The sequence below is a fragment of the Vibrio sp. VGrn 2 genome, from assembly GCF_009361695.1.
GTDB classification, from domain to species: Bacteria; Pseudomonadota; Gammaproteobacteria; order Enterobacterales; family Vibrionaceae; genus Vibrio; species Vibrio diabolicus.
Genome location: NZ_RBWD01000017.1, coordinates 1 through 23,214, shown reverse-complemented (window position 1 = coordinate 23,214; position 23,214 = coordinate 1). Strand labels below are relative to the sequence as shown.

Here is a 23,214-nt window from a genome sequence, read left to right as displayed (position 1 = left end):
ACCTTAAAAGAGCAGCAATCGCTGCTCTTTTTTATTGCTCGGCCCTTGTCACTATTCGTTTCTGCTTCGCTTTCGTATATTATTTGCCACAAATTCTGCAAACGAGATCCCACATTGCATCCTAATGTTTACATCCCAGACGCGTTTCTGGAAAAAATCCAAACTATCCTTCCTGCTAACCTCAACATGGAAGACTTTATCGCATCGTGCCAAAAGCCACTGCGCAAAAGTATTCGTATTAATACGTTGAAGATCAGCGTTGAATCGTTTCTAGAACGTGCAGACGCAAAAGGCTGGAAGCTTTCCCCTGTGCCTTGGTGTGACACAGGGTTTTGGATTGAAGCGGACGAGTCAGTTGTACCATTAGGCAACACCGCAGAGCACATGTCAGGCTTATTCTACATTCAAGAAGCCAGTTCAATGATGCCAGTATCTGCGCTGTTTATGAATGACGAATCGTACGATGCCGTGTTAGATACAGCAGCTGCACCAGGATCAAAGACCACTCAAATCGCCGCTTTAATGAACAATGAAGGCGTTCTCGTGGCCAATGAATACGCCGCAAGTCGTGTAAAAGTGCTGCATGCCAACGTGGAACGTTGTGGTGTACGTAACGCCACACTAAGTAACTTCGATGGGCGCGTTTTTGGTGGTTGGCTACCAGAACAATTTGATGCGGTTCTGCTCGACGCGCCCTGCTCCGGCGAAGGCACCGTTCGCAAAGACGAAGATGCAATGAAAAACTGGACGCAAGCTTCCGTGCTCGACATCGCTGACACACAGAAAGATCTTATTGAAAGCGCCTTCCATGCACTAAAGCCCGGTGGTGTGATGGTTTACTCAACGTGCACACTCAGTACCGAAGAAAACCAACAAGTTTGTCATCACTTGAAAGAAACCTTTGGTGATGCCGTTGAGTTTGAAAGCCTTGAAAACTTGTTTGAAGATGCAAATGCAGCCCTGACTGAAGAAGGTTTTTTGCATATTTTTCCACAGGTCTACGACTGCGAAGGATTCTTTGTCGCAAGAATTCGTAAACTGGCAGCTGTTGAACCACCAAAGGTCAAAAAGCGCATGGGCAAGTTCCCGTTTACCAAAGCATCGAAAAAAGAATCGGTTGAAATTGCCCAACAGCTGCAAAGTGCGTTAGGTATTGAACTTCCGAATGACAGTTCTGTATGGCTTCGCGATAAAGATGTCTGGTTGTTCCCTAATGCTTTAGAGCCAATGATCGGCGAATTACGCTTCTCCCGGATGGGTATAAAGATCGCGGAAGCCCATAAAAATGGCTACCGTTGGCAGCATCAGGTGGCAACGGCATTAGCGACGGGCTCTGAGGCAAACGCCATCGAGCTAACCATTGAAGAAGCGCGCGAATGGTACATGGGGCGTGATGTTCGCCCACAAACGATTCCTGAGGGAATGAAAACAGGTAAAGGCGAAGTACTTGTCACCTATCAAGGCGCAGTCATTGGCCTTGGAAAGTGGGTAAGCAACAGAATAAAGAATGGTCTTCCTCGCGAATTAGTACGAGATAAGAACTTATTTTAAAGAAGTAACGAATCATAAATAAATGAAAAGCCATCGTATTTGCGATGGCTTTTTAATTCGTAAGTATGAAAGCAACTGGGCTCGCTAGCGATCCGGATACGCTGTACTAAACTAGTTGTATCAAAGTAATGCTTTGATATGGCATTTCTCTCTATGTTCACCAACAAAATTATTGTTGGAAAAAGTTTAGCGCAGGCTCTGCGGAGCCGTTTCCCCTAGGCCCAAAAAAAGGAAAAGTTTGGGCCGTTTTTTTGGCTGCAGATCCGCTATACGTGAGTTTGGGCTACGCCAGACGAATACCGTCTTTCTCGATAACAATCTTGCCCTGCTTGTACAATCCACCAATGGTCTTTTTGTAAGTACCTTTACTTGTACGGAAAGCATCAAAAATCGCTTCAGGAGAAGACTTATCGTTCAAAGGTAAAAAGCCGCCTTTCTTCTCTAACAGATCAAGAATCTTGCTAGAAAGATCGTCCATTTTTGCCACGCCGACTTTTTGTAGCGCGAGATCGATTTTGCCATCTTCCCGAATTTGCTTAATAAAGCCTTTCAGTTTCTTACCGATGTAAAGCTTACCAAACACATCTGATGGGAAAATCATGCCCCAATGCTTTCCGTTAACAATCGCTTTGTAGCCAAGTTGACTGCGCTCTGCGATGATCAAATCAACTTGTTCGTTAACTTCATAGTTCGCCGGAGTTTTGTCTAACCATTTGTTGAACTTAGTCGTACCAACAATGCGGCCTGACGCTTTGTCAGTATAAACATAGACAAGAATAGTTTGTCCCGCAGAGAAGCGAGTGCGTTGCTCACTAAAAGGAATAAGTAAATCCTTCTCTTTGATGCCCCAATTTACAAAAGCACCTGTCGCGTTGACGCCCTCAATCTTCATTAAGCCCCATTCACCCACTTGGGCAATAGGTCTTTCAATGGTCGCAGCAAGCTGGCTTTCTGAATCGAAGTACAAAAATACGTCTACATGATCACCAATTTCAGTACCCTCTGGTACATACTTATTAGGCAGTAGAACAGAACCGTAATCATCACCATCCAGAAATACGCCAAAATCAGCCTTTTTAATGACTTCTAAGCTGTTAATTTGACCAATTTTAATCATTGATTTTGTCTCTTTTTAAATTTACGTGGAATTATACCTAAACTCACAAGAAAATCAGAGAGAAAAGCATAGTGCTCTGTTATGCTGTTGTCGTTCAGCTATATGCCCCAGTCACTCTTTTAGCACTTTTATGCTTACCTGCTCAACAGTACGCATAAGTTAAGAATGCTTTAACAAAGTCAGGAGCTTTCTTTGGTCACCGTCGATAAACAAGACTCAATAACATTAAAAATCAGTCATGCACTCGCAAAGAGCAAAAGTGTCGACCTAGATATTTACTTTTTTATACCTGGTGAGCTTGGTTTAAACGCCGATATCATCAGTGAATCCGAATTTTATTACACTTCAATCACACAGCAACGCTCTTATTACAGTACTGAAATCCTTCTACCGCTAGTACACAGTCGACTTGCCAAACGTGGACGCCTGTCGAATCAACAATACCGAGTAAGTTTGAGTTTGTTCGCGTACCAATACGTTATTGCGCTAGACAAAGCGGTGGCAAGTTTAAACAAGCATCAGAACAACTCCGTAACGGAAGATGAAGTAGACGAAGTTATCGAGCTCACGCTTGAGATCTTAAAGCGCTTGCGACGTTCTATTCCTTATGAAGAGAACTTAAAACGGTACTACGTTAACATCGATAACTACCTGTCTTGGTATACCGAGCAGAAGTTTTTATCTCTAGTGGCTCATCTCCCGCGTGAAGGCGATTATGGCACGATTAAGAAACGCTTGATCACGCTCTGTGAAAAAGAGCAAGCCCATCGAAAACTCAACAAGTACAACTCTCCAAGAGTCGTTGAAGACGTTACTCGCCTATCTAACAAAATGCGCTTGCTAAGACGCTTGATTGAACACCCTATCGTGCTTCGTGAAGAAACCATATCAATGGGTAACAACATCAAGCGTGCTATCAAAGGTATTGCTACTGGCTTGGTGATGGTTGTCGTGACCTCAACCGTGATTCTCGCTCGCGATTACCTTGGGGAAATTTCCGCGTCCTTCATTATCGCGATGTCATTTATTTATGCTCTACGAGAAATCTTTAAAGATGATTTGCGCGATGCGATGTGGCGATGGATCCGTAAAGGCAAGCCAAAGTGGCGTAAGAAGTATGTTGATCCAACAACGAAAAAAGTGGTCGGCAGAAAATTAGAGTGGCTCGATTATCGTACGTTAAGTAGCTTGCCAGATAAGATTCAAAGAATACGTAAGAAGCGCGTCGTGCAGCGCGAAGAGCAGATACTTCATTATCACGAGAAAACCGAAATGGCGACCTCTCTATTCTTAAGTGGTTATGAGCAAACAAGAGAAACACTGAACATCAGTTTGCGCCCTATCATCCGCTTGATGGATAAAAGCTCAAACCGAGTTTACCGTTTAAATGAAGGGCAAGTGACCAAAGAGTCTGTAGAGAAACGTCATTTGCTCAATGTGATTGTCAAAGAGGACAACCACACCGATGAGCCTGTTTATTACCGTTGGAAAGTGGTCTTAAACCGCTCCAAAATAGTCTCGATTGAGCAGATTGAACTCAATTAAAGCGATATTCTTTAAAAACAGCAAACCACTAAGCAGCCTCTTTTCTTCGTTGGGCTGCTTTTTTTATCGAAAGAGTCAACGAGAATTCAGCCATAGGTTCGTCACCATGTAAGCTAGGACACAACGCGACGATTTTTACATCGCGATTCACTCGTTCACCCGTTGCCAACGTATGATCGAGCATCTCATCAATGACATGACCATCGTTACACACAAAGTGTACATCCGCTTCCGGACGTTTTAAAAACTCGGCTTTGACGCCTTTAAATGCTAAAGAGATCGCTTCTCCTTTTTCTTGCGCCTTGCTCATAGCAAGAAAACCACCAGCTACATCCGCCCCAACAGCTAAAGCGCCGAAATACATGCTATTCAAATGGTTCTTTGTTCTTCTTCGCAAAGGAATTCGAACCTCAACGTGCTCGCTATCTATCGCAATGATCTTAGGATGACAAAGCCAAATTAGAGGCACTTTAGAAAAGCCAAATAGATTTAGGTACAAATTTGCACGACGTACAGCTGATAACATTTTGGTCTCCTTACCAATCTAGTCAGACCAGTTAATCAACGAAAGAAATAGATGTCAAAGAAATGTTAACAAAAGCTCGATCTCACGAGTTATTTAGCCACCAATTTAGTGACATTGTCACACAGATAAACATGAGGTTTGCCGCAGTTATCTTGATTGCCTAACGGTGAGATAGATGAAATGGTTATAAATTCAAATGTATATATATTGATTTAATGATCAAGTTTTGTCATTTATACATAAGTCATTTAAATGAATACCTACACCTTTGTATACAATTCGGTATTTCCTGGCGAAGATTCCCGTGAAACGGTTTATTCCTGCCTGTAATTCCGTTATCTTTACCCCTTCGCAATAGAGAATAAAGCTATAACATGCCTATAAAAACAGATGAATTGAGAACCCAACCTTTGGGTCCAATGCCTACCCCAGCAGAGCTAGGTAGTGTACATCCTATTACGGATGACGTTGCAGACCGTATCGCTCAATCTCGTCGTCAGATTGAAAACATTTTATCGGGTGAAGACGATCGCCTTCTTGCGATTGTAGGTCCGTGTTCCGTTCACGACACTGAAGCTGCCATTGATTACGCCACTCGCCTGAGTGAAATCCAAGACAAGTACAAAGACGAACTGTTTATCGTGATGCGTACTTACTTTGAAAAGCCTCGTACAGTAGTTGGTTGGAAAGGTTTAATTACCGACCCTAACCTAGATGGCTCTTACGCGCTTGAAGCTGGTCTCCATAAAGCACGTAAACTACTACTGGATATCAACAAGCTTGGTCTTGCGACTGCTACTGAGTTTCTTGATATGATTACTGGTCAATACATCGCGGATTTGATCACGTGGGGCGCGATCGGTGCTCGTACAACAGAATCGCAAATTCACCGTGAAATGGCATCGGCGCTGTCTTGCCCAGTTGGTTTCAAAAATGGCACAAATGGCAACGTAAAAATTGCAATTGATGCAATTCGCGCATCGAAAGCCTCGCATTACTTCTACTCTCCAGATAAGAATGGCCGCATGACGGTTTACCGTACAAGTGGTAACCCATATGGTCATATTATTTTACGCGGCGGAGAGAAAGGCCCTAACTTTGATGAAGCGTCAGTAAAACAAGCGTGTGATGCTCTAGCCGAGTTTGGCTTGCCACAACGTTTGGTTGTGGATTTCAGCCACGCAAACTGTCAGAAGCAGCACAGAAAACAAATCGACGTTGCTCAAGACATTTGTAACCAAATTAAGTCAGGCAGTACTCGTATTGCGGGTATCATGGCTGAAAGCTTTATTCTTGAAGGCAATCAGCCAATGACTGACATCAACAACCTAACGTATGGTCAATCTATTACAGACCCATGCCTAGGCTGGGAAGATACTGCTACAATGCTAGATATGCTGGCAAACGCCGTTAAATCCCGAAAGTCCCTATAACAAAATAATCAAGGAATCTTCATGCCATCGTTTGATATTGTTTCTGAAATCGATACGGTTGAACTACGTAACGCCGTTGATAATGCTAACCGTGAATTGTCTACTCGTTTCGATTTCCGCAACGTTAATGCGAGCTTTGAGCTAGTAGAAGAAAACGTAAAAATGTCTGCGGAAGGTGACTTCCAACTTAAGCAAATGCGCGATATTTTACGTGGCCACTTGGCAAAGCGTAATATTGATGCAAACGCAATGGATGCACAGGACCCAGATGTAACTGGTAAGAACTGGCACCAAACTCTGCTTTTCCGCCAAGGTATCGATACACCAACAGCCAAAAAAGTAGTGAAACTTATCAAAGACGCAAAGTTAAAAGTACAAGCCTCTATTCAAGGCGACAAAGTACGTGTTACTGGTAAGAAACGTGATGACCTGCAAGCGACAATGGCAGCGATTCGTGAAGCAGAGATGGGCATACCATTCCAGTTTAACAACTTCCGTGATTAATCAGTCTGAGAAGTAACTTAGTTTAAAAACGCCAGCGCATAGTTCGCTGGCGTTTTTTTGGCCTTTTAATCGAGCAAGCCAAGTGCCCACTTTTTAACGTGGTTATATCACCAAGTCCTGCCCTTGCAGCAATAAGAACTCGCTCGTCCCTTTAGGGATAAACACGCAAACTCGAAGCTTTTCAGATTTAGCCTTGGTCAACATATCAGAGAGTTCAGCTGCGCTCGAGAAAGCTTCTCGCTCTGCATCTCTTCGTATTAGCTCTAACACGTTCGCTTCGCATCGAGTTGAGTAAAGTGCTAGCTCGGCTTGTTGCATGTAGCGCACGGCCTTAATTGGCAACATCTCAACGTCTTTCCCTACCTGTATCCAAGTACAACTTCCTTTTTCATCCAAAGGTGTTGCCATGGTCGCTTGGTAAATCGTTTCTAACTCTCTATTATCTCGCGCGTTTTCAACCTCAGGATTCGAGAAGAATTGCTCCCAAAACTTACGACGTAAATCGACGCTAGGTAGTGCTTCTTTAATCGAATTACGCTTTGAGTTAGCAAAGTCCGCCATCAACCCCATGTTTTGTGGCAGTATCGATTCAAGCTTTTCACGGATGTTTCGAATTAAAACTGGTGAGGCGCCGCCACTAGAAATAGCAATTTGTATGCGGCCACGATTGATCATAGAGGGCGTAATGAAGTCACAATAAGGCTTATCATCCACAACGTTCACTAGGATGCCTAATTCTTTCGCATTTTTATACACTTGGTGATTTAGCTCAGGATTATCTGTCGTGGCCCACACTTGAACAAAGCTTTTAGTGACAATGTCACTTGAATAGAAACGTTGCACCCAGCGCACTTGATGCTCTGCAGCAAGCTTAGACAGAAAATCGACCAACGTTGGAGAAACGATAGTGACATCCGCCCCTGCCTTTAGCAACGCTTCCACCTTTCTGCTTGCCACTTCACCGCCGCCCACGACAAGAACGGGTTTATTGATTAAATCTAAGAACAGAGGAAAATATCGCATTTCAATCCATGATTACTCTAATTAGCTATTGCAGACCATGCTACCAAAAATGGGGCAAGCTCATCACCCTGTTTCGGTATCACAAATAATTTTTGTTCGAATTTTTACTGAACTTCACCAAGCTCAGCTAATGACAGTTTTAATAACAACTTTTTATTCTCTTGTATTGTTCACTCTTCTATTGATTGTTCTGATGCACCAAATTGTCCATGATTTGCACTATTTACAAACAATTAACATTTCGTCATTCTAAATCTCAAGGCGCTTTGTAAGTTCTCTCAAAACTTCATTTAAATTATATATTTGAGAATTAACAGATCCTTTCCTACGCTTATAACTGGTTGATCTATCGAATACCGTTTCTTCGAAAATCAATCACGTAGGACGATAACTCTAACGAATTGGACACGTTATTTCAGGTCACTCCTGATTAAACATGGATCATACAGGAAGGATACAAATGGCAAATAAACTCACAGTTCTTGCTTCCGTCGTAGCGGCTTCTACTGCGGTGATGGCAACATCAGCTCAAGCAGCAGACACTACTCTGGACAAAGTCACAAAACAAGGTTTTCTTACTTGTGGCGTAAGTACCGGTCTACCTGGTTTCTCTAACCCTAACTCAAAAGGTGAATGGGAAGGTATCGACGTAGAATATTGCCAAGCACTGGCTGCAGCCGTTCTTGGGGATAAAACGAAAGTTAAATATGTCCCCCTAACCGCGAAAGAACGTTTCACTGCGCTTCAATCAGGTGAGATTGATGTGCTTTCTCGTAACACCACCTGGACACTGCATCGTGATACTGCACTTGGCCTCAACTTCGTAGGGGTAAACTACTACGATGGCCAGGGCTTCATGGTCAAGAAAGATCTTGGCATCTCAAGCGCAAAAGAGCTTGATGGTGCATCAGTTTGCGTACAGTCCGGTACAACAACTGAGCTGAACCTTGCTGACTACTTCCGTAATAGCGGTATGTCATATAAGCCAGTCGTATTTGATACGGCAGCCCAAACGTCAAAAGGTTTCGATGCAGGACGTTGTGATGTGTTAACGACTGACCAATCTGGTCTTTATGCATTGCGTCTAAACCTGAAAGATCCCTCTTCTGCAGCCGTTCTTCCGGAAATCATTTCCAAAGAACCACTAGGTCCCGTCGTTCGTCAAGGTGATGACCAATGGTTCAACATTGCGAAGTGGACATTATCAGCAATGATTAACGCCGAAGAGTATGGTATTAGTTCGAAAAATGCGGATGAAATGCTGAAATCGAAAGATCCAAACATCAAACGTATTCTTGGTGTTGACGGTCCGAAAGGCAAAGGTTTGGGTATTCGTGATGATTGGGGCTACCAAGTTATCAAGCAAGTCGGTAACTATGGTGAAAGCTTCGAACGCACAGTCGGTACTGGTTCGCCGTTAGAAATTTCTCGTGGCGTTAATGCGCTATGGAATGCAGGCGGCTTTATGTACGCGCCACCAATCCGATAGAACGAGTTAATCAGGGCGGTTCATGCCGCCCTTTTTCTTGATTTTATCCATCTGTATGAGTAAGGACCGCTCATTGAATGGCAAGAAGTATTCGCTTAGACAGGCTATTTCAACTCGAATATCGCCGTTTAGCTCTGGTGAAAACATGCTTCGACCAGCAAGGACGTGACTATTTATACAGGCAGATATCTATAACTAAGGTTTGAGGTTATCGCTGTATGAAACCGACAAAAGATGCATCGCCAAGTACGATGTCCAAACCGAGCGGAAGCAAGAGCTTGATTTATAATCCCGCCTTTCGTTCTGCTATTTTCCAGATCATTGCCATAACTGCACTGGTATTTTTCTTTTACACGATTATAAATAATGCACTGAACAACTTAGATGCTCGTGGGATCGCTACGGGTTTCGGTTTTTTAAATCAAGAAGCCGGGTTTGGTATCGGGCTGACGCTAATTGAATACGATGAAACGTACTCTTACGGCAGAACGTTTATTATTGGCCTTCTAAATACGGCGCTGGTCTCCGTATTAGGTATTATTCTGGCTACCGTGATTGGTTTTACCATGGGGGTCGCTCGCCTTTCTTCTAACTGGTTAGTGAGTCGCTTGGCTGCTGTTTATATCGAAACGTTCCGAAATATCCCACTTCTTCTACAAATATTTTTCTGGTATTTCGCTGTTCTTCAAGCATTACCCTCACCTCGTCAAAGCTTGAGCCTTGGCGAAGCCATCTTCTTGAATGTTCGTGGTTTATATTTTCCAGCACCAGAAATGGAGCCAGGCAGTGGCTTTGTTATTGCTGCATTAATCTTCGGGGTGATCGCCAGCTTGCTGATTAATGTATGGGCGAATAACAAGCAACGCCTAACTGGGCAACAAACGCCAATGGGAAGAATAGCTTTAGGCTTAGTCGTTGGCCTTCCGCTGATTGTCTACTTCCTTGCTGGTATGCCAATTTCACTAAATTATCCTGAACTGAAAGGGTTTAACTTCCAAGGTGGTATTAGCATTATTCCTGAACTTGCTGCACTACTTTTGGCACTGAGCGTTTATACCGCCTCCTTCATTGCCGAAATTGTACGTTCTGGTATTAATGCGGTTAGCCATGGTCAAACGGAAGCGGCGATGTCGCTGGGCTTACCACGCGCGAAAACTTTAAAGCTTGTTGTCATTCCGCAGGCGTTACGAATTATTATTCCACCTTTAACCAGTCAATATCTCAACCTCACCAAAAACTCATCGTTAGCGATGGCGATTGGTTATCCAGACCTTGTCTCTGTCTTTGCTGGTACTACCCTGAACCAAACGGGGCAAGCGATTGAGATCATTGCGATGACGATGGGCGTGTACTTAACCTTAAGTTTGATTACGTCTGCATTAATGAACTTGTATAACCGTAAAGTCGCGCTGGTGGAGAGATAATATGAGTACTCATCAATTTCAACCGGATCTCCCGCCACCAGCCAATACCGTCGGCTTTGTTGGTTGGATGCGGAAAAACCTATTTAATGGACCTGTCAATTCCATTGTTACCGTAATTCTTGCTTATCTTGTCTTTAGTGCAATTTGGCATATCGTTGATTGGGCGTTTATCAACGCGGACTGGATTGGTTCGACGCGTGACGATTGCAGCCGAGAAGGTGCTTGCTGGGTATTTATCAGCGTGCGCTGGGAGCAGTTCATGTACGGTTTCTATCCTGAGTCTGAACTGTGGCGCCCTCGCCTTTTCTATATCACATTGGCTATATTTACTGTGTTGCTAGCGTATGAAAAGACACCGAAACGGATTTGGATTTGGCTTTTCTTCGTAAACATCTACCCATTCATTATCGCTGGGCTGTTATATGGTGGGATATTTGGGCTAGAGGTGGTCGATACACACAAATGGGGCGGATTACTCGTTACGCTCATCATTGCGTTAGTCGGTATTGTCGTTTCATTACCGATTGGTGTGGTACTCGCGCTCGGTAGACGTTCAGAGATGCCCATCATTCGCAGTATTTGTACCGTCTATATTGAAGTTTGGCGTGGTGTGCCACTGATTACCGTTCTGTTCATGGCTTCCGTTATGCTGCCTTTGTTTATGTCCGAAGGATCAGAGACAGACAAACTTATTCGCGCTCTTATTGGTGTGGTGATGTTTGCCTCGGCGTACATGGCCGAAGTGGTACGGGGCGGCTTACAAGCGATTCCAAAAGGCCAATATGAGGCTGCCGACGCACTTGGGTTAAGTTACTGGAAAAAAACAGGTCTTATTATCTTGCCACAGGCGCTGAAGATTACGATCCCTTCTATCGTGAACACGTTTATCGGATTGTTTAAAGACACCAGTTTGGTTCTTATCATTGGTATGTTTGACGTACTAGGTATAGGACAAGCAGCAAACACCGACCCTGACTGGCTAGGCTTTGCTACTGAAAGTTATGTATTTGTCGCGTTAGTGTTTTGGGTATTTTGTTTTGGCATGTCGCGTTATTCGATATGGCTTGAAAACAAACTTCATACCGGTCACAAACGATAACTCATCAAGCTCAAGGACGTATTATGACGCAACAACAAGACTATATGATCCAATTGAAGGACATGAATAAATGGTATGGTGAGTTTCACGTACTAAAGAATATTAACCTCGATGTTAAGCGCGGGGAAAAGATCGTAATCTGTGGCCCATCAGGGTCAGGAAAATCAACGATGATTCGCTGTATTAACCGCCTCGAAGAGCACCAAGCTGGTAGCATCTATGTTTCTGGTACGGAGTTAACTGAAGATTTAAAAAATATTGAAGCTGTGCGCCGTGAAGTGGGCATGTGCTTTCAGCACTTTAATCTCTTCCCTCATTTAACCGTACTGGAAAACTGTACGCTCGCGCCTATTTGGGTGAAGAAGATGCCTAAAGATGAGGCAGAAGCTGTCGCGATGAAATATCTGGAACGCGTTAAAATTCCGGACCAAGCAGAGAAATATCCTGGCCAATTGTCTGGTGGGCAGCAACAACGCGTGGCGATTGCCCGTTCATTGTGTATGAACCCTAAAGTTATGCTTTTTGATGAACCAACATCAGCGCTTGATCCGGAGATGGTTCGCGAAGTGTTGGATGTAATGGTCGAACTCGCCGAGGAAGGCATGACCATGCTCTGTGTGACACATGAAATGGGGTTTGCGAAAGAGGTTGCCGATCGCGTGATATTTATGGACGCAGGAGAGATCATCGAAGAGAACAACCCTGTTGATTTCTTTGAAAACCCTCAATCAGATCGAACTCAAAACTTCCTAGCGCAAATCTTACATCACTAAGATATTTTGCAATTGGCATAATAAAAGCACTGATTTCAATGAAGTCAGTGCTTTTTGTTAGTAAATTCAAAATTCTGTGTGACAATCACTATGACTTTGCTCTGCAGTAATATTGTGTTACAAGTTGTCAAATACATAACATCTTATTTCTATTATTATTTTATCTAAGTTACGCATCGTTAGGGCTTGATTTTTTGAACTTTCAGCCCCATAAATGTACCAATAGTAAACTCCCTTACTGAGGATAATTATGAACAGTCCAATGTTTACTCGTTCAACAAGTGTTCCTAACACACTTGAAACTAACAAAGTACTGAAAAACACTTACTTCCTACTGTCGATGACACTGATGACCAGTGCGATCGCAGCAGTAGCAACAATGGCAATGCAAATTTCACCAATCATGGCGATCGTGATGCAAATTGCAGCGATTGGTATTTTGTTCTTTGTCATGCCAAAAGCAATCAACTCATCATCTGGTATCGTTTGGACATTTGTTTTCACAACTCTAATGGGTGGTGCTTTAGGTCCAATGCTGAACTACTACGCATCGATTCCAAACGGTCCAACGATCATTGCTCAAGCTCTAGGGTTGACTGGCATGGTGTTTCTAGGCCTATCGGCTTACACTATTTCGAGCAAGAAAGATTTCTCTTTCATGCGTAACTTCCTGATGGCAGGTTTGATCATTGTTATCGTGGCGATGCTGATTAACATTTTCGTTGGTTCAACAATGGCCCAACTAGTAATAAGCAGCGTCTCTGCACTAGTGTTCTCTGGTTTCATCTTGTTTGATACAAGCCGTATCGTTCGCGGCGAAGAAACTAACTACATTAGTGCGACAATTTCGATGTACCTAAACATCCTTAACTTGTTCACTAGCCTACTAAGCATTCTAGGTATTATGAACGACGATTAATCGTTCGCTCTAAGGTGAATACTAAAAGCCCGAAGGTAATTCCTTCGGGCTTTTTCTTTGTTAGTGGTTAAGTGCATTACGCCTGTTCGACTGCTAACTCGATAACTTCATCAGCCTCAGGATTTTCTCTAAAACGTCTCACTTTAATCGTATCTTCACCCAACATGATTTGCTTAGCAATTCGGTGCATACCATCAAAAACGCGGTAATCATTGGTTAAAATTATGGGATACGACAAATCGGCATTGTTGATGCGTTGGCAATGCTTCGCGATCTCACGACAGGTTGGCTGTGGTCCATCATCACTAAACCAGGTCACTTCATTAGGGCCTTTGATATCATCAATAGCAATTTCTTCTACAGGTAGGGACTCCGCGAGCTTCCAAATACGCTCAATAGACCAAATGGATTTTACGTTGTCATTTATTTCAATGTAACGTTGTTTCGACATGACTAACTCCTTGTCATCATTATTGTTTACAACCAGAATGTAGGTTGCTTATCAACCAAGAGAATATCGGTCTATAAGAGCAAACACAACGTCGTAAGCTATTCATTCACCGATAAAATTCCATATTCAGACAAGTAGCCAAGAAAAAACCAAAACAAAAATGAATAAGCCTGGATATCCATGCAATTTTATTGGTACTCACCCCGAAAAATTTCTAACAAACTGAATAGTTTCCTATTTATTTGAATAAAAGAGCATTTATATCAAAGCACCTGGCTCAGTCAAAAAGCACTCACCATTTTGTACGCTTTTGCTTCGCTCGGCACTACTTCGAGATTCTTTTGTTGAGAACATCCTCACCTGTCGCTAATCTATAAACATCCATGTTCACTTAACGGATAAAACGTTATGTTCGTTTACAACGGCAAAGAAATTGAAACTGATGCTCAAGGCTACTTACTGGATCATACTCAATGGGAAGAAGGTATGATTGAGCTTTTAGCAAAAGAAGAAGACATCGAGCTTACGGATGCTCATTTGGAAGTTGTGCACTTTGTGCGAGATTTTTATGAAGAGTTTAATACTTCCCCTGCTGTGCGTATGCTTGTCAAAGCAATGGAAAAAGCGCACGGCCCAGAAAAAGGTAACAGTAAGTATCTATTCAAGCTGTTTAAAAAGGGGCCAGCCAAACAAGCGACTAAATTAGCCGGCCTACCAAAGCCAGCTAAATGCTTGTAGAATTTACAAAACCTTAAAACCGCGCAACGGCTTATATGACGCAGACTCCTGTATCACACTCTCTACTGTTGCCGTTCGCGGGCCTTCTTTCAACCACTCGGAAAACGCAGCTATTTGTGCATCTGTTCCACACGCCATAACTTCAACATCACCATCGTTTAGGTTCTTCGCGTAACCCGTCAAACCCAGTTTCAATCCTTGATGGGAAGTATGGTAACGAAAGCCGACGCCTTGAACGTGACCTTTTACTATAAATCTCTCACACTTTACGTTCATCTTTGTACCGCTTCTTTTTACTGAGTGATATATTCTTTTCGTCTATTCACCCCACTAAGGATAGTGGGTTTTTGCACGGTTATTATAATTATGAAAGAAATTCCATTCCGCTGGATTGATAAGTATCTCATTCACTTAAAGATTCAAGAAAAGTTCTATTTGCTCTTCGTTCTCCCTCTTCTTGCTTTAGTCATTCTCACTCTCGTCCTTAATAGCGCGGCTAATACGTTGATCTCAAGTATGTACCAAGATGAGCTCATGCTTATGAAAGGTCTGATAGAGGCAGGCAACCTTTCTCAATCGCAAGTAGCAAACCTCATAGCTGGTTCAGAAACCGTTTCTCTTGGCTCTGGTCCGCAATCCGTGTCTGTTCTAAATGGTGCGTACAGCTTGGTTGCAAACCATGAACTTTCTTTATGGACTGCCCTATCAACGACTCAAGTGAGCATCATCTGTGTGAGCTTGTTTATTCTCGCTCTTGGCGTTTACTACATCATGACGTTTATTGGCGGCGCGATGTTCACGATGAACAAAGCATTAAACACCCTTGCGGGTGGCGACTTAACCGCAAGAATGAACTTCTTCCCTGTTCGCGACGAGTTTAGTGAAATTGCTATTACGATAGACAAAGTTGCAGAACGAGAGCAACAAATGGTGCTGTCGATTCAAGAGTCTGTGGCGTTAATGCAACAAATTAGCTCAGACCTGAATCAATCAATTCATCACAGTTCAGATATTTCTGCGACGCAACAAGAGCACCTCAACTCTCTTGCGAGTGCAACGGAACAGATGGCATCAACGATTCGAGAAGTCGCGACATTAGCTCACGATTCAAGCGCGCAAACCGATGATGCGCGCAGCGTGGCTCAGTCTGGGCAAGTAAAAGTAGAGAATACACTGCACTCGATTTCGAACCTCTCTAATGAGATTCAATCTGCGTCTCAAGCAGTAGCGGAGTTAGATGCCAATGCCGCACAAATTGATGAAGTCGTGACAACCATTAATGGGATTTCCGAGCAAACTAACCTACTTGCATTGAACGCAGCCATTGAAGCAGCACGCGCTGGTGAGCAAGGTCGTGGATTTGCGGTCGTTGCGGATGAGGTTCGCGCTCTTGCGGGACGCACTCAGCAAGCGACGGTTGAAATCCAAGCGATGATCGAATCATTACAGCGTAACAGTCAATCACTTACTAAACTGATGGAAGTGACTGTCAACAATGCAAATGAGGGACAAAACCTCATGACGGAAGTGAATCACGAAATCGGCTCTTTGGCAGATAAAAATCAAACTATATCCGACAGTAGCATTCAAATTGCAACAGCGGCTGAAGAACAAGGTGTAGTCGCGGACAATATCGCCTCAAGCGTTGAAGAGATTCGAGTTCAAGCAGATAACGTGTGCAATATGATCAGCACGACTTCACAAAACGTGGATCAACTGCGTAAGCAAAGCGACACCATGGAGTCGCTCCTTACTGGACTTAAAGCGTAGCAACGTAATCTGTTACGACCAGTTCAAATAAAAGGGTTACTTTAGTGACCCTTTTTTGTATTTAAAAGTCACTACAATGTACTGGATTGCCGAGGGATATTGCTTTTACCATTCACATCCCGGACAATACGCCCCTTTCAAAATTCAACAAGAGCTAATGAAATGACAGCTGCTATCTATTTGGTTAAAGGTCGTGAGAAATCGGTCAAGCGCAAGCACCCTTGGATCTTCTCTCGAGGCATCAACAAAGTTGAGGGCGAACCTGCTCTTGGCGAAACGGTTGATGTATTCACTCACGACGGTAAATGGCTAGCTAAGGCGGCATATTCGCCAGCTTCACAAATTCGTGCTCGTATTTGGAGTTTTGATAAAGAAGAAATCGACACCGCGTTTTTCGTAAAACGATTAAAAGACGCACAACTTCTTCGTGAAGACATTATCAAACGTGATGGCCTTACGGGTTATCGCCTTATCGCAGCAGAGTCTGTCGGCTTACCTGGCGTTACGATCGACCGTTACCAAAATTTCTTTGTGTGCCAACTTCTCAGTGCTGGCGCAGAACACAATAAGCAGGCTATTGTTGACGCTCTGGTTGAGTGCTTCCCTGGTTGTAATGTGTACGAGCGCTCTGACGTGGCCGTTCGTAAAAAAGAAGGTTTAAAAGAGATCACGGGCGTCTTGCACGGCGAAGAGCCACCTAAATCGGTCGTCATCGAAGAAAATGGCGTAAAGATTAGTGTAGATATCATTGGCGGACACAAAACAGGTTTCTACCTAGATCAACGTGATAGTCGCCAGCAAGCGATGAAATATATGAAAGGCAAGGAAGTTCTTAACTGCTTCTCTTACACTGGTGGCTTCGGACTTTACGCTCTAAAAGGTGATGCAAAGCGTGTGATTAACGCTGACGTGTCACAACCTGCTTTAGATACCGCAAAATTCAACGCAGAACTAAACGAGTTTGATATTTCGAAGAAGCGTGCCGTGTTCCTAAATGCAGACGTGTTTAAGCTGCTTCGTGAGTATCGTGATCAAGGAACTCAGTTCGATGTTGTGATCATGGACCCACCGAAGTTCGCAGAGAGCAAAGCACAACTAAACGGCGCATGTCGTGGTTACAAAGACATCAACATGCTAGCAATGCAAATTCTAAAACCGGGCGGCACGCTACTGACCTACTCTTGCTCTGGCTTGATGGATCAAGTTCTGTTCCAGAAAATCATCGCTGATGCAGCCGTAGACGCTAACCGCCAAGTAAAGTTTGTGGAGCGTTTTGAACAAGCCGCTGACCACCCAACCGATACCGCATATCCAGAAGGTTTCTACTTAAAAGGTTTTGCATGTAAAGTGCTTTAGGCTACGAATAAGTAAGACAAAGCAGAAGAAAAGGGCCTACTGGCCCTTTTCATTATGGCTCTAAGTTAACCTTAGTTAGTGCGGATAACACATCTCTCTCAAAGTCCGCATTTCCCACGATTAAATCACTAAACTCTGTCGCCCCGTTTTCTATTACGATAGTTTGAATTGAGTTTCCATCGTTATGGGTTATTTCTAGAGATAAGTCATCGCCATCAATGTTCAAGTCAATACTATTGAGAAGTTCTTCTATCGTATTGTGCCCTGCATCTTCAACGACTTCACTCAGATCTAAGGTGTCCAAATCTCTCTCAAAACCTCTAATTAGATCTGTTCCTGCATCCAAGGAGTCGTTGACCCATTTAAAGACATCTGCCTCGTTATCATTACCGATCAAGATGTCATGACTTACGTCTACTTCAGCTTCAATAATATTTGCAGAGCCATTACTTGAAGCATTTACTCCTCCGTTTTCATCAATAACGAATTGCAGGGTGTTCTCACTTTGATCACCATCGTTATCCGTCAATACATAATCGAAGTCTAACGTTTCAACTGTATCACCCACCGCACCATAAAATGCATACGCACCATCGTTTAAGTCGATTTCCAGAGTATGTTTGCTGTCGATATAGATAGTAAGCTGCATCGTTGTGTCGTCAAATGCATGCGAAATACCATCGTTATTGTCAGTTACTATTAGGTCTGTACCATCAAACGAATAAGTGACACCGTCATGTTCTATTTCGCTAATATAACCACCATCTGCACCAATACCTGTATCTGGAGAAGTGGTATACATCAAGTTCCCCCCAACAGGTTGAATCACTGACTGCAACATAACCGGAGGTAATTGAGTTACGTCAGGAACCACAACACCATCAAGGTCTTGATTCAAAAAGCCATCATAGGCTACGCGATCTAATTGCTCCGGCATAAGATTAACGCCCATACCATACGCTAGGGCTGTTATCTGATTATCAGGATCGGTTAGGTGATCAATCCAACTTTGCTCGCGAGCGTCGTTTATAAATGATGACGCAGGATTTGGCTGACCATCTGACAAGAAGTAACTAACATTCGACGCACTGGTTAACTTACCTACATCATCCCATGACTGTTTTGCTTCATTTAGCGCGTTATTATAGTTAGTCGCGCCACCCGCAGTTAGCGTCTCAATATAAGCTTTGGCCTCCTCGACCGTCAGCCACGTCGCAGCACCTATAGCGTAAGTGGATGCTGTACTGCTATAAGTAATAATTTGAACTCGCGTTTGACCGATAGACTCATATTGATTCAATAACTGAGTCGCCGAATCTTTCATTATCTGCAAGCGATTATCCGTTCGCATAGAACCCGAGACATCCATTATGAGTTGAACGTTGGCACTTTCTTTAGTTTCTGCAACTACATCGTGAATAATAGATGCAGAATCTGGTGAGTCATCTTCCACAATAACGTTGACCGTTGTGGAGTTAGTAAGACCACGAGCATTCGAGACAAGCACAGGCACCTCAATATTTAAGGTGTCTTCTCCAGATGGGTTGGAGTGATCAATCGGACCAAGAAGCTCCGTAGATACCACTCCAGTATCATTGACTGATATTTTGATAACCCCTTCACCGTTCGCTGAACCGATAAGCATTTGGTCGTTATTTGATAACGTCCACGTTACAGAGATCCCGTTACTAGTAAGAGCTGTAGATGGTTCACTGAGCGTAACAGAATCAACGGTTTGACCCAGCGTCAATTGTTCTACATCAGTACTCGAGTCAGTTGTGTCATCAAAGCCGTTTAGAGCAGAGTCATCAGCAATGGCGTTGCTTAAGCCTTCCTCAGAAACGTTTAGTGTTACACCTTCTACAATTGGTGGGGCGTAAGGGTTGACAGAAAAGTACCCCGTTTTACTGTCACCATCATTATCAGTAATCGTGTAGTTAAAATCGATATCCCCATCGCCATAAGGTGAGGTCAAAGGCAAGTATTGGAAGAACTCCCACTTTCCAGTGCTAGGTGTAAGTTGAACTTCGAATGCAAGCTCTCCATCAGCCTCTGCAATCAGTCTATTAGAGTTTTGTGGATCTACGTATATCAACACGTCTTTACCATCTAGAGTCTCTAAACCAGCCTCACCTCCATTTAAGACTATAGAACCAGGGCCATCAGCTCCATATACAGCACCGAGGTTCCCATCCGCACTAGCAATTGGCACGCCAGAGTACGCACCTGTAAAGGTTATTGATTTAACGGTAAAGTCACTGTTGTCTTCAGTATCCGGGCCATTGCCATTACTGGTCGCCTCGAGGATGATTTGATCAAAACCTCCCTGTTGAACATTGAAATTTGCCGCGTAATCACCACTGCTTGCGTCAGAGCTGAACGATTGCTGAGCAATTAATACACCATCTCTATAAAAAGATGCGATTCCTTTCTCAAGTTCACCACCAAACATTTTCTCAAATTCTATTTCTGCTCCGTAAGCAACTTTATTGCCTAAGTCTATGATTAACTGCTCTGATACACCCTCATTACCCGCGAATCGATAATCGACTTCGTTTTCTAATTGGAAGCCGTTGTTACCAGAACTTTTAACGCCAATCCCTTCTGATGATTGATTGATTTCAGCTGTTCCCAGCATCACAGATTCGTCAGACACAAAACCGTTTGCAGTCACAACAATGTCCCCAAATGTTCGACTGGTTCCATCTGCCTCACTTCCTGCAAAATCTATGCGCCCTGTCAGAACGTTAGGTGCACCAGTAAGCGACACATCGACGGGTTGAACAACCACAGGCACGTATGGGCAATCATCTTCAACGGCCACATTTAAGCTTTGAGATGTTGTTGTTTGTCCATCACTTACAGAAATCTGTAAATCAAAGTTGATGATGTCTTCCACATCATTAACAGGATGATCAAGTGGCTCAAACAGAGTAATAGTATAGTCCCAAGAGCCTTGACCTGAAGCTGAAGGCTCGCTCAGCACAACAGTAGCAACAACGCTCAGGTGAGCAGTTTTCGCAGTCAGCGTTTGAGTACTGTTGTCCCACGTCCACGATATAGGCTCCCCTCCTGATGTTAGGTTGTTAGGGCCTGCCAATACCACTGAAACATTCGCCGTGTCTGGATCGGCAACTGTGAATGTTCCTGAGAAACTTGCGGAGTTAGTAGTGTCTGAAGGTGATCCTGTATTATCAGGGATACCATTAGCTAAACCTTCTTCCGAAACAACTGCATTCACAACATTTGAAATAGAAGGAGGAGCATCATTATCAATAATCGTCGCCGTACCCGTATCACTGCCTTGCACTGCACCAATGCCGGTCACCGTCACACTGAAATCTTCAGGGCCTTCATAAACGGCGTCATCAATGGAAGCGATGCGCACATCAAACTCAGTTTGCCCTGCTGGCACCGTTACTACGCCATCGTTTGGCACTGTCACCCAACCGCTTCCCGTGTTGTATTCTAAGGTGCCTAAGTCACCGGCTTCGGTATCACCTAAGTTCAGGCCTAGCTCGACTTGTACTGTAGACTCGGAGGCATTCGATAGCGTCACTTTGAAGTTGGCTGTCTCACCCTCATTAATGGTGCCAGCGTCTGAAATAGTCACATTCGGGCGGTCATCATCCGGATCGGGGCCTGGACCCGTACCGTCATCCACGATCGTTGCTGTCCCCTTATCACTGCCTTGCACCGCACCAATGCCAGTCACCGTCACACTGAAATCTTCAGGGCCTTCATAAACAGCGTCATCAATGGAAGCGATACGCACATCAAACTCAGTTTGCCCCGCTGGCACCGTTACTACACCATCGTTTGGTACTGCAACCCAACCGCTTCCCGTGTTGTATTCTAAGGTGCCTAAGTCACCGGCTTCGGTGTCACCTAAGTTCAGGCCTAGCTCGACTTGTACTGTAGACTCAGAGGCGTTCGACAACGTCACTTTGAAGTTCGCTGTCTCACCCTCATTAATGGTGCCAGCATCTGAAATAGTCACATTCGGGCGGTCATCATCCGGATCGGGGCCTGGACCCGTACCGTCATCCACGATCGTTGCTGTCCCCTTATCACTGCCTTGCACCGCACCAATGCCAGTCACCGTCACACTGAAATCTTCAGGGCCTTCATAAACAGCGTCATCAATGGAAGCGATACGCACATCAAACTCAGTTTGCCCCGCTGGCACCGTTACTACACCATCGTTTGGTACTGCAACCCAACCGCTTCCCGTGTTGTATTCTAAGGTGCCTAAGTCACCGGCTTCGGTGTCACCTAAGTTCAGGCCTAGCTCGACTTGTACTGTAGACTCAGAGGCGTTCGACAACGTCACTTTGAAGTTCGCTGTCTCACCCTCATTAATGGTGCCAGCATCTGAAATAGTCACATTCGGGCGGTCATCATCCGGATCTGGCTCTGGCCCCGTACCATCATCGACAATGGTTGCGGTACCCGTATCAGTGCCTTGGACAGGACCGAGACCGGTCACATCTACCGTGAAGTTCTCTGGACCTTCGTAGACTTCGTCATCAATCGAAGCAATGCGCACATCAAACTCGGTTTGCCCCGCTGGCACCGTTACTACGCCATCGTTTGGCACTGCAACCCAACCGCTTCCGGTGTTGTATTCTAGTGTGCCTAAATCGCCAGCTTCGGTGTCACCAAGGTTAAGGTCGAGTTGCACTTCTACTGGGGCTTCAGAAGCATTGGTTAGTGATACAACGAAGTTGGCAGTGTCACCTTCGTTAATCGTGCCAGCGTCACTGATAGATACCGTTGGGCGGTCATCGTCCGGATCAGGACCCGGACCCGTGCCGTCATCCACAATCGTTGCCGTACCGGTATCGCTGCCTTGCACCGCGCCAATGCCAGTCACTGTCACGCTGAAATCTTCAGGGCCTTCATAAACAGCGTCATCAATGGAAGCGATACGCACATCAAACTCAGTTTGCCCTGCTGGCACCGTTACTACGCCATCGTTTGGCACTGCAACCCAACCGCTTCCGGTGTTGTATTCTAAGGTACCTAAGTCACCGGCTTCGGTATCGCCCAGGTTCAGGCCTAGCTCGACTTGAACAGTGGACTCGGAGGCGTTCGATAGCGTCACTTTGAAGTTCGCTGTGTCACCCTCATTGATGGTGCCAGCATCTGAGATAGTCACATTTGGGCGGTCATCATCCGGATCTGGCTCTGGCCCCGTACCATCATCGACAATGGTTGCGGTACCCGTATCAGTGCCTTGGACAGGACCGAGACCGGTCACATCTACCGTGAAGTTCTCTGGACCTTCGTAGACTTCGTCATCAATCGAAGCGATTCGAACATCGAACTGAGTCATACCAGCAGGAACGCTTACTATGCCATCGACAGGCACTGTCACCCAACCGGAACCTGTGTTGTATTCTAAGGTGCCTAAGTCACCGGCTTCGGTATCGCCCAAGTTGAGGCCTAGCTCGACTTGAACAGTGGACTCGGAGGCGTTCGATAGCGTCACTT

The 23,214-nt window shown here is 44.4% G+C and carries 19 protein-coding genes; 12 read left to right on the top strand and 7 right to left on the bottom strand.

What is annotated here, in order from left to right; genetic code table 11:
• Positions 1-114 precede the first annotated feature (114 nt).
• The gene (gene rsmF, locus D8S93_RS20885; protein ID WP_152815249.1) at positions 115-1,551 is read left to right on the top strand and encodes a 16S rRNA (cytosine(1407)-C(5))-methyltransferase RsmF; all 1,437 of its coding nucleotides are present in this window, start codon (positions 115-117) and stop codon (positions 1,549-1,551) included.
• Between the two features lie 283 nt (positions 1,552-1,834).
• Here the strand turns inward: rsmF and D8S93_RS20880 are convergent, their stop codons facing one another.
• Positions 1,835-2,668 (bottom strand): S1 RNA-binding domain-containing protein, encoded by an 834-nt coding sequence (locus D8S93_RS20880; RefSeq protein ID WP_005396561.1) that lies wholly within the window; start codon positions 2,666-2,668, stop codon positions 1,835-1,837.
• A 192-nt stretch (positions 2,669-2,860) separates the two neighbouring features.
• Here D8S93_RS20880 and D8S93_RS20875 point away from each other — a divergent pair, with 192 nt between their 5' ends.
• Positions 2,861-4,213: a hypothetical protein gene (locus D8S93_RS20875; RefSeq protein ID WP_006743263.1), complete on the top strand. Its 1,353-nt coding sequence runs from the start codon at positions 2,861-2,863 to the stop codon at positions 4,211-4,213.
• 28 nt (positions 4,214-4,241) lie between these two features.
• Here D8S93_RS20875 and D8S93_RS20870 read toward each other — a convergent pair whose 3' ends face one another.
• A complete protein-coding gene (locus D8S93_RS20870; protein ID WP_012841801.1) occupies positions 4,242-4,739 on the bottom strand; it encodes a DUF4442 domain-containing protein in 498 nt (165 codons plus the stop codon).
• A gap of 374 nt (positions 4,740-5,113) precedes the next feature.
• Here D8S93_RS20870 and D8S93_RS20865 point away from each other — a divergent pair, with 374 nt between their 5' ends.
• Positions 5,114-6,172, top strand: coding sequence for a 3-deoxy-7-phosphoheptulonate synthase (locus D8S93_RS20865; protein WP_006743262.1), 1,059 nt, complete (start codon positions 5,114-5,116; stop codon positions 6,170-6,172).
• A 21-nt stretch (positions 6,173-6,193) separates the two neighbouring features.
• On the top strand, positions 6,194-6,676 hold the full coding sequence (locus D8S93_RS20860; protein WP_005377415.1) for a YajQ family cyclic di-GMP-binding protein: 483 nt from the start codon (positions 6,194-6,196) through the stop codon (positions 6,674-6,676).
• A gap of 102 nt (positions 6,677-6,778) precedes the next feature.
• Here the strand turns inward: D8S93_RS20860 and D8S93_RS20855 are convergent, their stop codons facing one another.
• Complete coding sequence (locus D8S93_RS20855) at positions 6,779-7,699, bottom strand: bifunctional precorrin-2 dehydrogenase/sirohydrochlorin ferrochelatase (protein WP_152815246.1); 921 nt, start codon at positions 7,697-7,699, stop codon at positions 6,779-6,781.
• Between the two features lie 460 nt (positions 7,700-8,159).
• Between D8S93_RS20855 and D8S93_RS20845 the strand changes: the two genes are divergently transcribed.
• Positions 8,160-9,188: an amino acid ABC transporter substrate-binding protein gene (locus D8S93_RS20845; protein WP_152815243.1), complete on the top strand. Its 1,029-nt coding sequence runs from the start codon at positions 8,160-8,162 to the stop codon at positions 9,186-9,188.
• A 6-nt stretch (positions 9,189-9,194) separates the two neighbouring features.
• Here D8S93_RS20845 and D8S93_RS24895 read toward each other — a convergent pair whose 3' ends face one another.
• Positions 9,195-9,335 carry a hypothetical protein gene (locus D8S93_RS24895; protein WP_165615986.1) on the bottom strand — a complete coding sequence of 47 codons (141 nt, stop codon included), beginning with the start codon at positions 9,333-9,335 and terminating at the stop codon, positions 9,195-9,197.
• Positions 9,336-9,406: 71 nt separating this feature from the next.
• Between D8S93_RS24895 and D8S93_RS20840 the strand changes: the two genes are divergently transcribed.
• The 4 genes from D8S93_RS20840 to D8S93_RS20825 all read left to right on the top strand — a co-directional run bounded on the left by D8S93_RS20840 (position 9,407) and on the right by D8S93_RS20825 (position 13,403).
• Complete coding sequence (locus D8S93_RS20840) at positions 9,407-10,612, top strand: amino acid ABC transporter permease (RefSeq protein WP_152815240.1); 1,206 nt, start codon at positions 9,407-9,409, stop codon at positions 10,610-10,612.
• Between the two features lies 1 nt (position 10,613).
• Entirely contained in the window at positions 10,614-11,711 is a 1,098-nt protein-coding gene (locus tag D8S93_RS20835; protein ID WP_012841798.1) for an amino acid ABC transporter permease, read from the top strand.
• Between the two features lie 23 nt (positions 11,712-11,734).
• Positions 11,735-12,484: an amino acid ABC transporter ATP-binding protein gene (locus tag D8S93_RS20830; protein ID WP_005377400.1), complete on the top strand. Its 750-nt coding sequence runs from the start codon at positions 11,735-11,737 to the stop codon at positions 12,482-12,484.
• A 250-nt stretch (positions 12,485-12,734) separates the two neighbouring features.
• Positions 12,735-13,403, top strand: a complete 669-nt coding sequence (locus D8S93_RS20825) for a Bax inhibitor-1/YccA family protein (protein ID WP_046876207.1) — start codon at positions 12,735-12,737, stop codon at positions 13,401-13,403.
• Positions 13,404-13,479: 76 nt separating this feature from the next.
• Here D8S93_RS20825 and D8S93_RS20820 read toward each other — a convergent pair whose 3' ends face one another.
• Positions 13,480-13,854 carry a chromosome partitioning protein ParB gene (locus tag D8S93_RS20820; RefSeq protein WP_152815237.1) on the bottom strand — a complete coding sequence of 125 codons (375 nt, stop codon included), beginning with the start codon at positions 13,852-13,854 and terminating at the stop codon, positions 13,480-13,482.
• 408 nt (positions 13,855-14,262) lie between these two features.
• Between D8S93_RS20820 and D8S93_RS20815 the strand changes: the two genes are divergently transcribed.
• Complete coding sequence (locus tag D8S93_RS20815) at positions 14,263-14,592, top strand: TusE/DsrC/DsvC family sulfur relay protein (protein ID WP_005377396.1); 330 nt, start codon at positions 14,263-14,265, stop codon at positions 14,590-14,592.
• A gap of 3 nt (positions 14,593-14,595) precedes the next feature.
• On the opposite strand, the gene yccX is transcribed toward D8S93_RS20815, so the two are convergent.
• Positions 14,596-14,868, bottom strand: coding sequence for an acylphosphatase (yccX, locus tag D8S93_RS20810; protein ID WP_152815235.1), 273 nt, complete (start codon positions 14,866-14,868; stop codon positions 14,596-14,598).
• A gap of 90 nt (positions 14,869-14,958) precedes the next feature.
• On the opposite strand from yccX, the gene D8S93_RS20805 reads away from it, so the two are divergent.
• Positions 14,959-16,362: a methyl-accepting chemotaxis protein gene (locus D8S93_RS20805; RefSeq protein ID WP_152815232.1), complete on the top strand. Its 1,404-nt coding sequence runs from the start codon at positions 14,959-14,961 to the stop codon at positions 16,360-16,362.
• Between the two features lie 162 nt (positions 16,363-16,524).
• Positions 16,525-17,718 carry a class I SAM-dependent methyltransferase gene (locus D8S93_RS20795; RefSeq protein ID WP_193621658.1) on the top strand — a complete coding sequence of 398 codons (1,194 nt, stop codon included), beginning with the start codon at positions 16,525-16,527 and terminating at the stop codon, positions 17,716-17,718.
• Between the two features lie 52 nt (positions 17,719-17,770).
• Here the strand turns inward: D8S93_RS20795 and D8S93_RS20790 are convergent.
• Positions 17,771-23,214: Calx-beta domain-containing protein (locus D8S93_RS20790; RefSeq protein WP_152815226.1), on the bottom strand; the 5,444-nt coding region annotated here is incomplete at its 5' end.

Excerpts from the sequence above, each read along its gene's own strand:
- D8S93_RS20880 (WP_005396561.1), bottom strand. The coding sequence starts at position 2,668 with ATGATTAAAATTGGTCAAATTAACAGCTTAGAAGTCATTAAAAAGGCT.
- D8S93_RS20870 (WP_012841801.1), bottom strand. The coding sequence starts at position 4,739 with ATGTTATCAGCTGTACGTCGTGCAAATTTGTACCTAAATCTATTTGGC.
- D8S93_RS20865 (WP_006743262.1), top strand. The coding sequence starts at position 5,114 with ATGCCTATAAAAACAGATGAATTGAGAACCCAACCTTTGGGTCCAATG.
- D8S93_RS20860 (WP_005377415.1), top strand. The coding sequence starts at position 6,194 with ATGCCATCGTTTGATATTGTTTCTGAAATCGATACGGTTGAACTACGT.
- D8S93_RS20855 (WP_152815246.1), bottom strand. The coding sequence starts at position 7,699 with ATGCGATATTTTCCTCTGTTCTTAGATTTAATCAATAAACCCGTTCTT.
- D8S93_RS20845 (WP_152815243.1), top strand. The coding sequence starts at position 8,160 with ATGGCAAATAAACTCACAGTTCTTGCTTCCGTCGTAGCGGCTTCTACT.
- D8S93_RS24895 (WP_165615986.1), bottom strand. The coding sequence starts at position 9,335 with ATGTTTTCACCAGAGCTAAACGGCGATATTCGAGTTGAAATAGCCTGT.
- D8S93_RS20840 (WP_152815240.1), top strand. The coding sequence starts at position 9,407 with ATGAAACCGACAAAAGATGCATCGCCAAGTACGATGTCCAAACCGAGC.
- D8S93_RS20835 (WP_012841798.1), top strand. The coding sequence starts at position 10,614 with ATGAGTACTCATCAATTTCAACCGGATCTCCCGCCACCAGCCAATACC.
- D8S93_RS20830 (WP_005377400.1), top strand. The coding sequence starts at position 11,735 with ATGACGCAACAACAAGACTATATGATCCAATTGAAGGACATGAATAAA.
- D8S93_RS20825 (WP_046876207.1), top strand. The coding sequence starts at position 12,735 with ATGAACAGTCCAATGTTTACTCGTTCAACAAGTGTTCCTAACACACTT.
- D8S93_RS20820 (WP_152815237.1), bottom strand. The coding sequence starts at position 13,854 with ATGTCGAAACAACGTTACATTGAAATAAATGACAACGTAAAATCCATT.
- D8S93_RS20815 (WP_005377396.1), top strand. The coding sequence starts at position 14,263 with ATGTTCGTTTACAACGGCAAAGAAATTGAAACTGATGCTCAAGGCTAC.
- yccX (WP_152815235.1), bottom strand. The coding sequence starts at position 14,868 with ATGAACGTAAAGTGTGAGAGATTTATAGTAAAAGGTCACGTTCAAGGC.
- D8S93_RS20805 (WP_152815232.1), top strand. The coding sequence starts at position 14,959 with ATGAAAGAAATTCCATTCCGCTGGATTGATAAGTATCTCATTCACTTA.
- D8S93_RS20795 (WP_193621658.1), top strand. The coding sequence starts at position 16,525 with ATGACAGCTGCTATCTATTTGGTTAAAGGTCGTGAGAAATCGGTCAAG.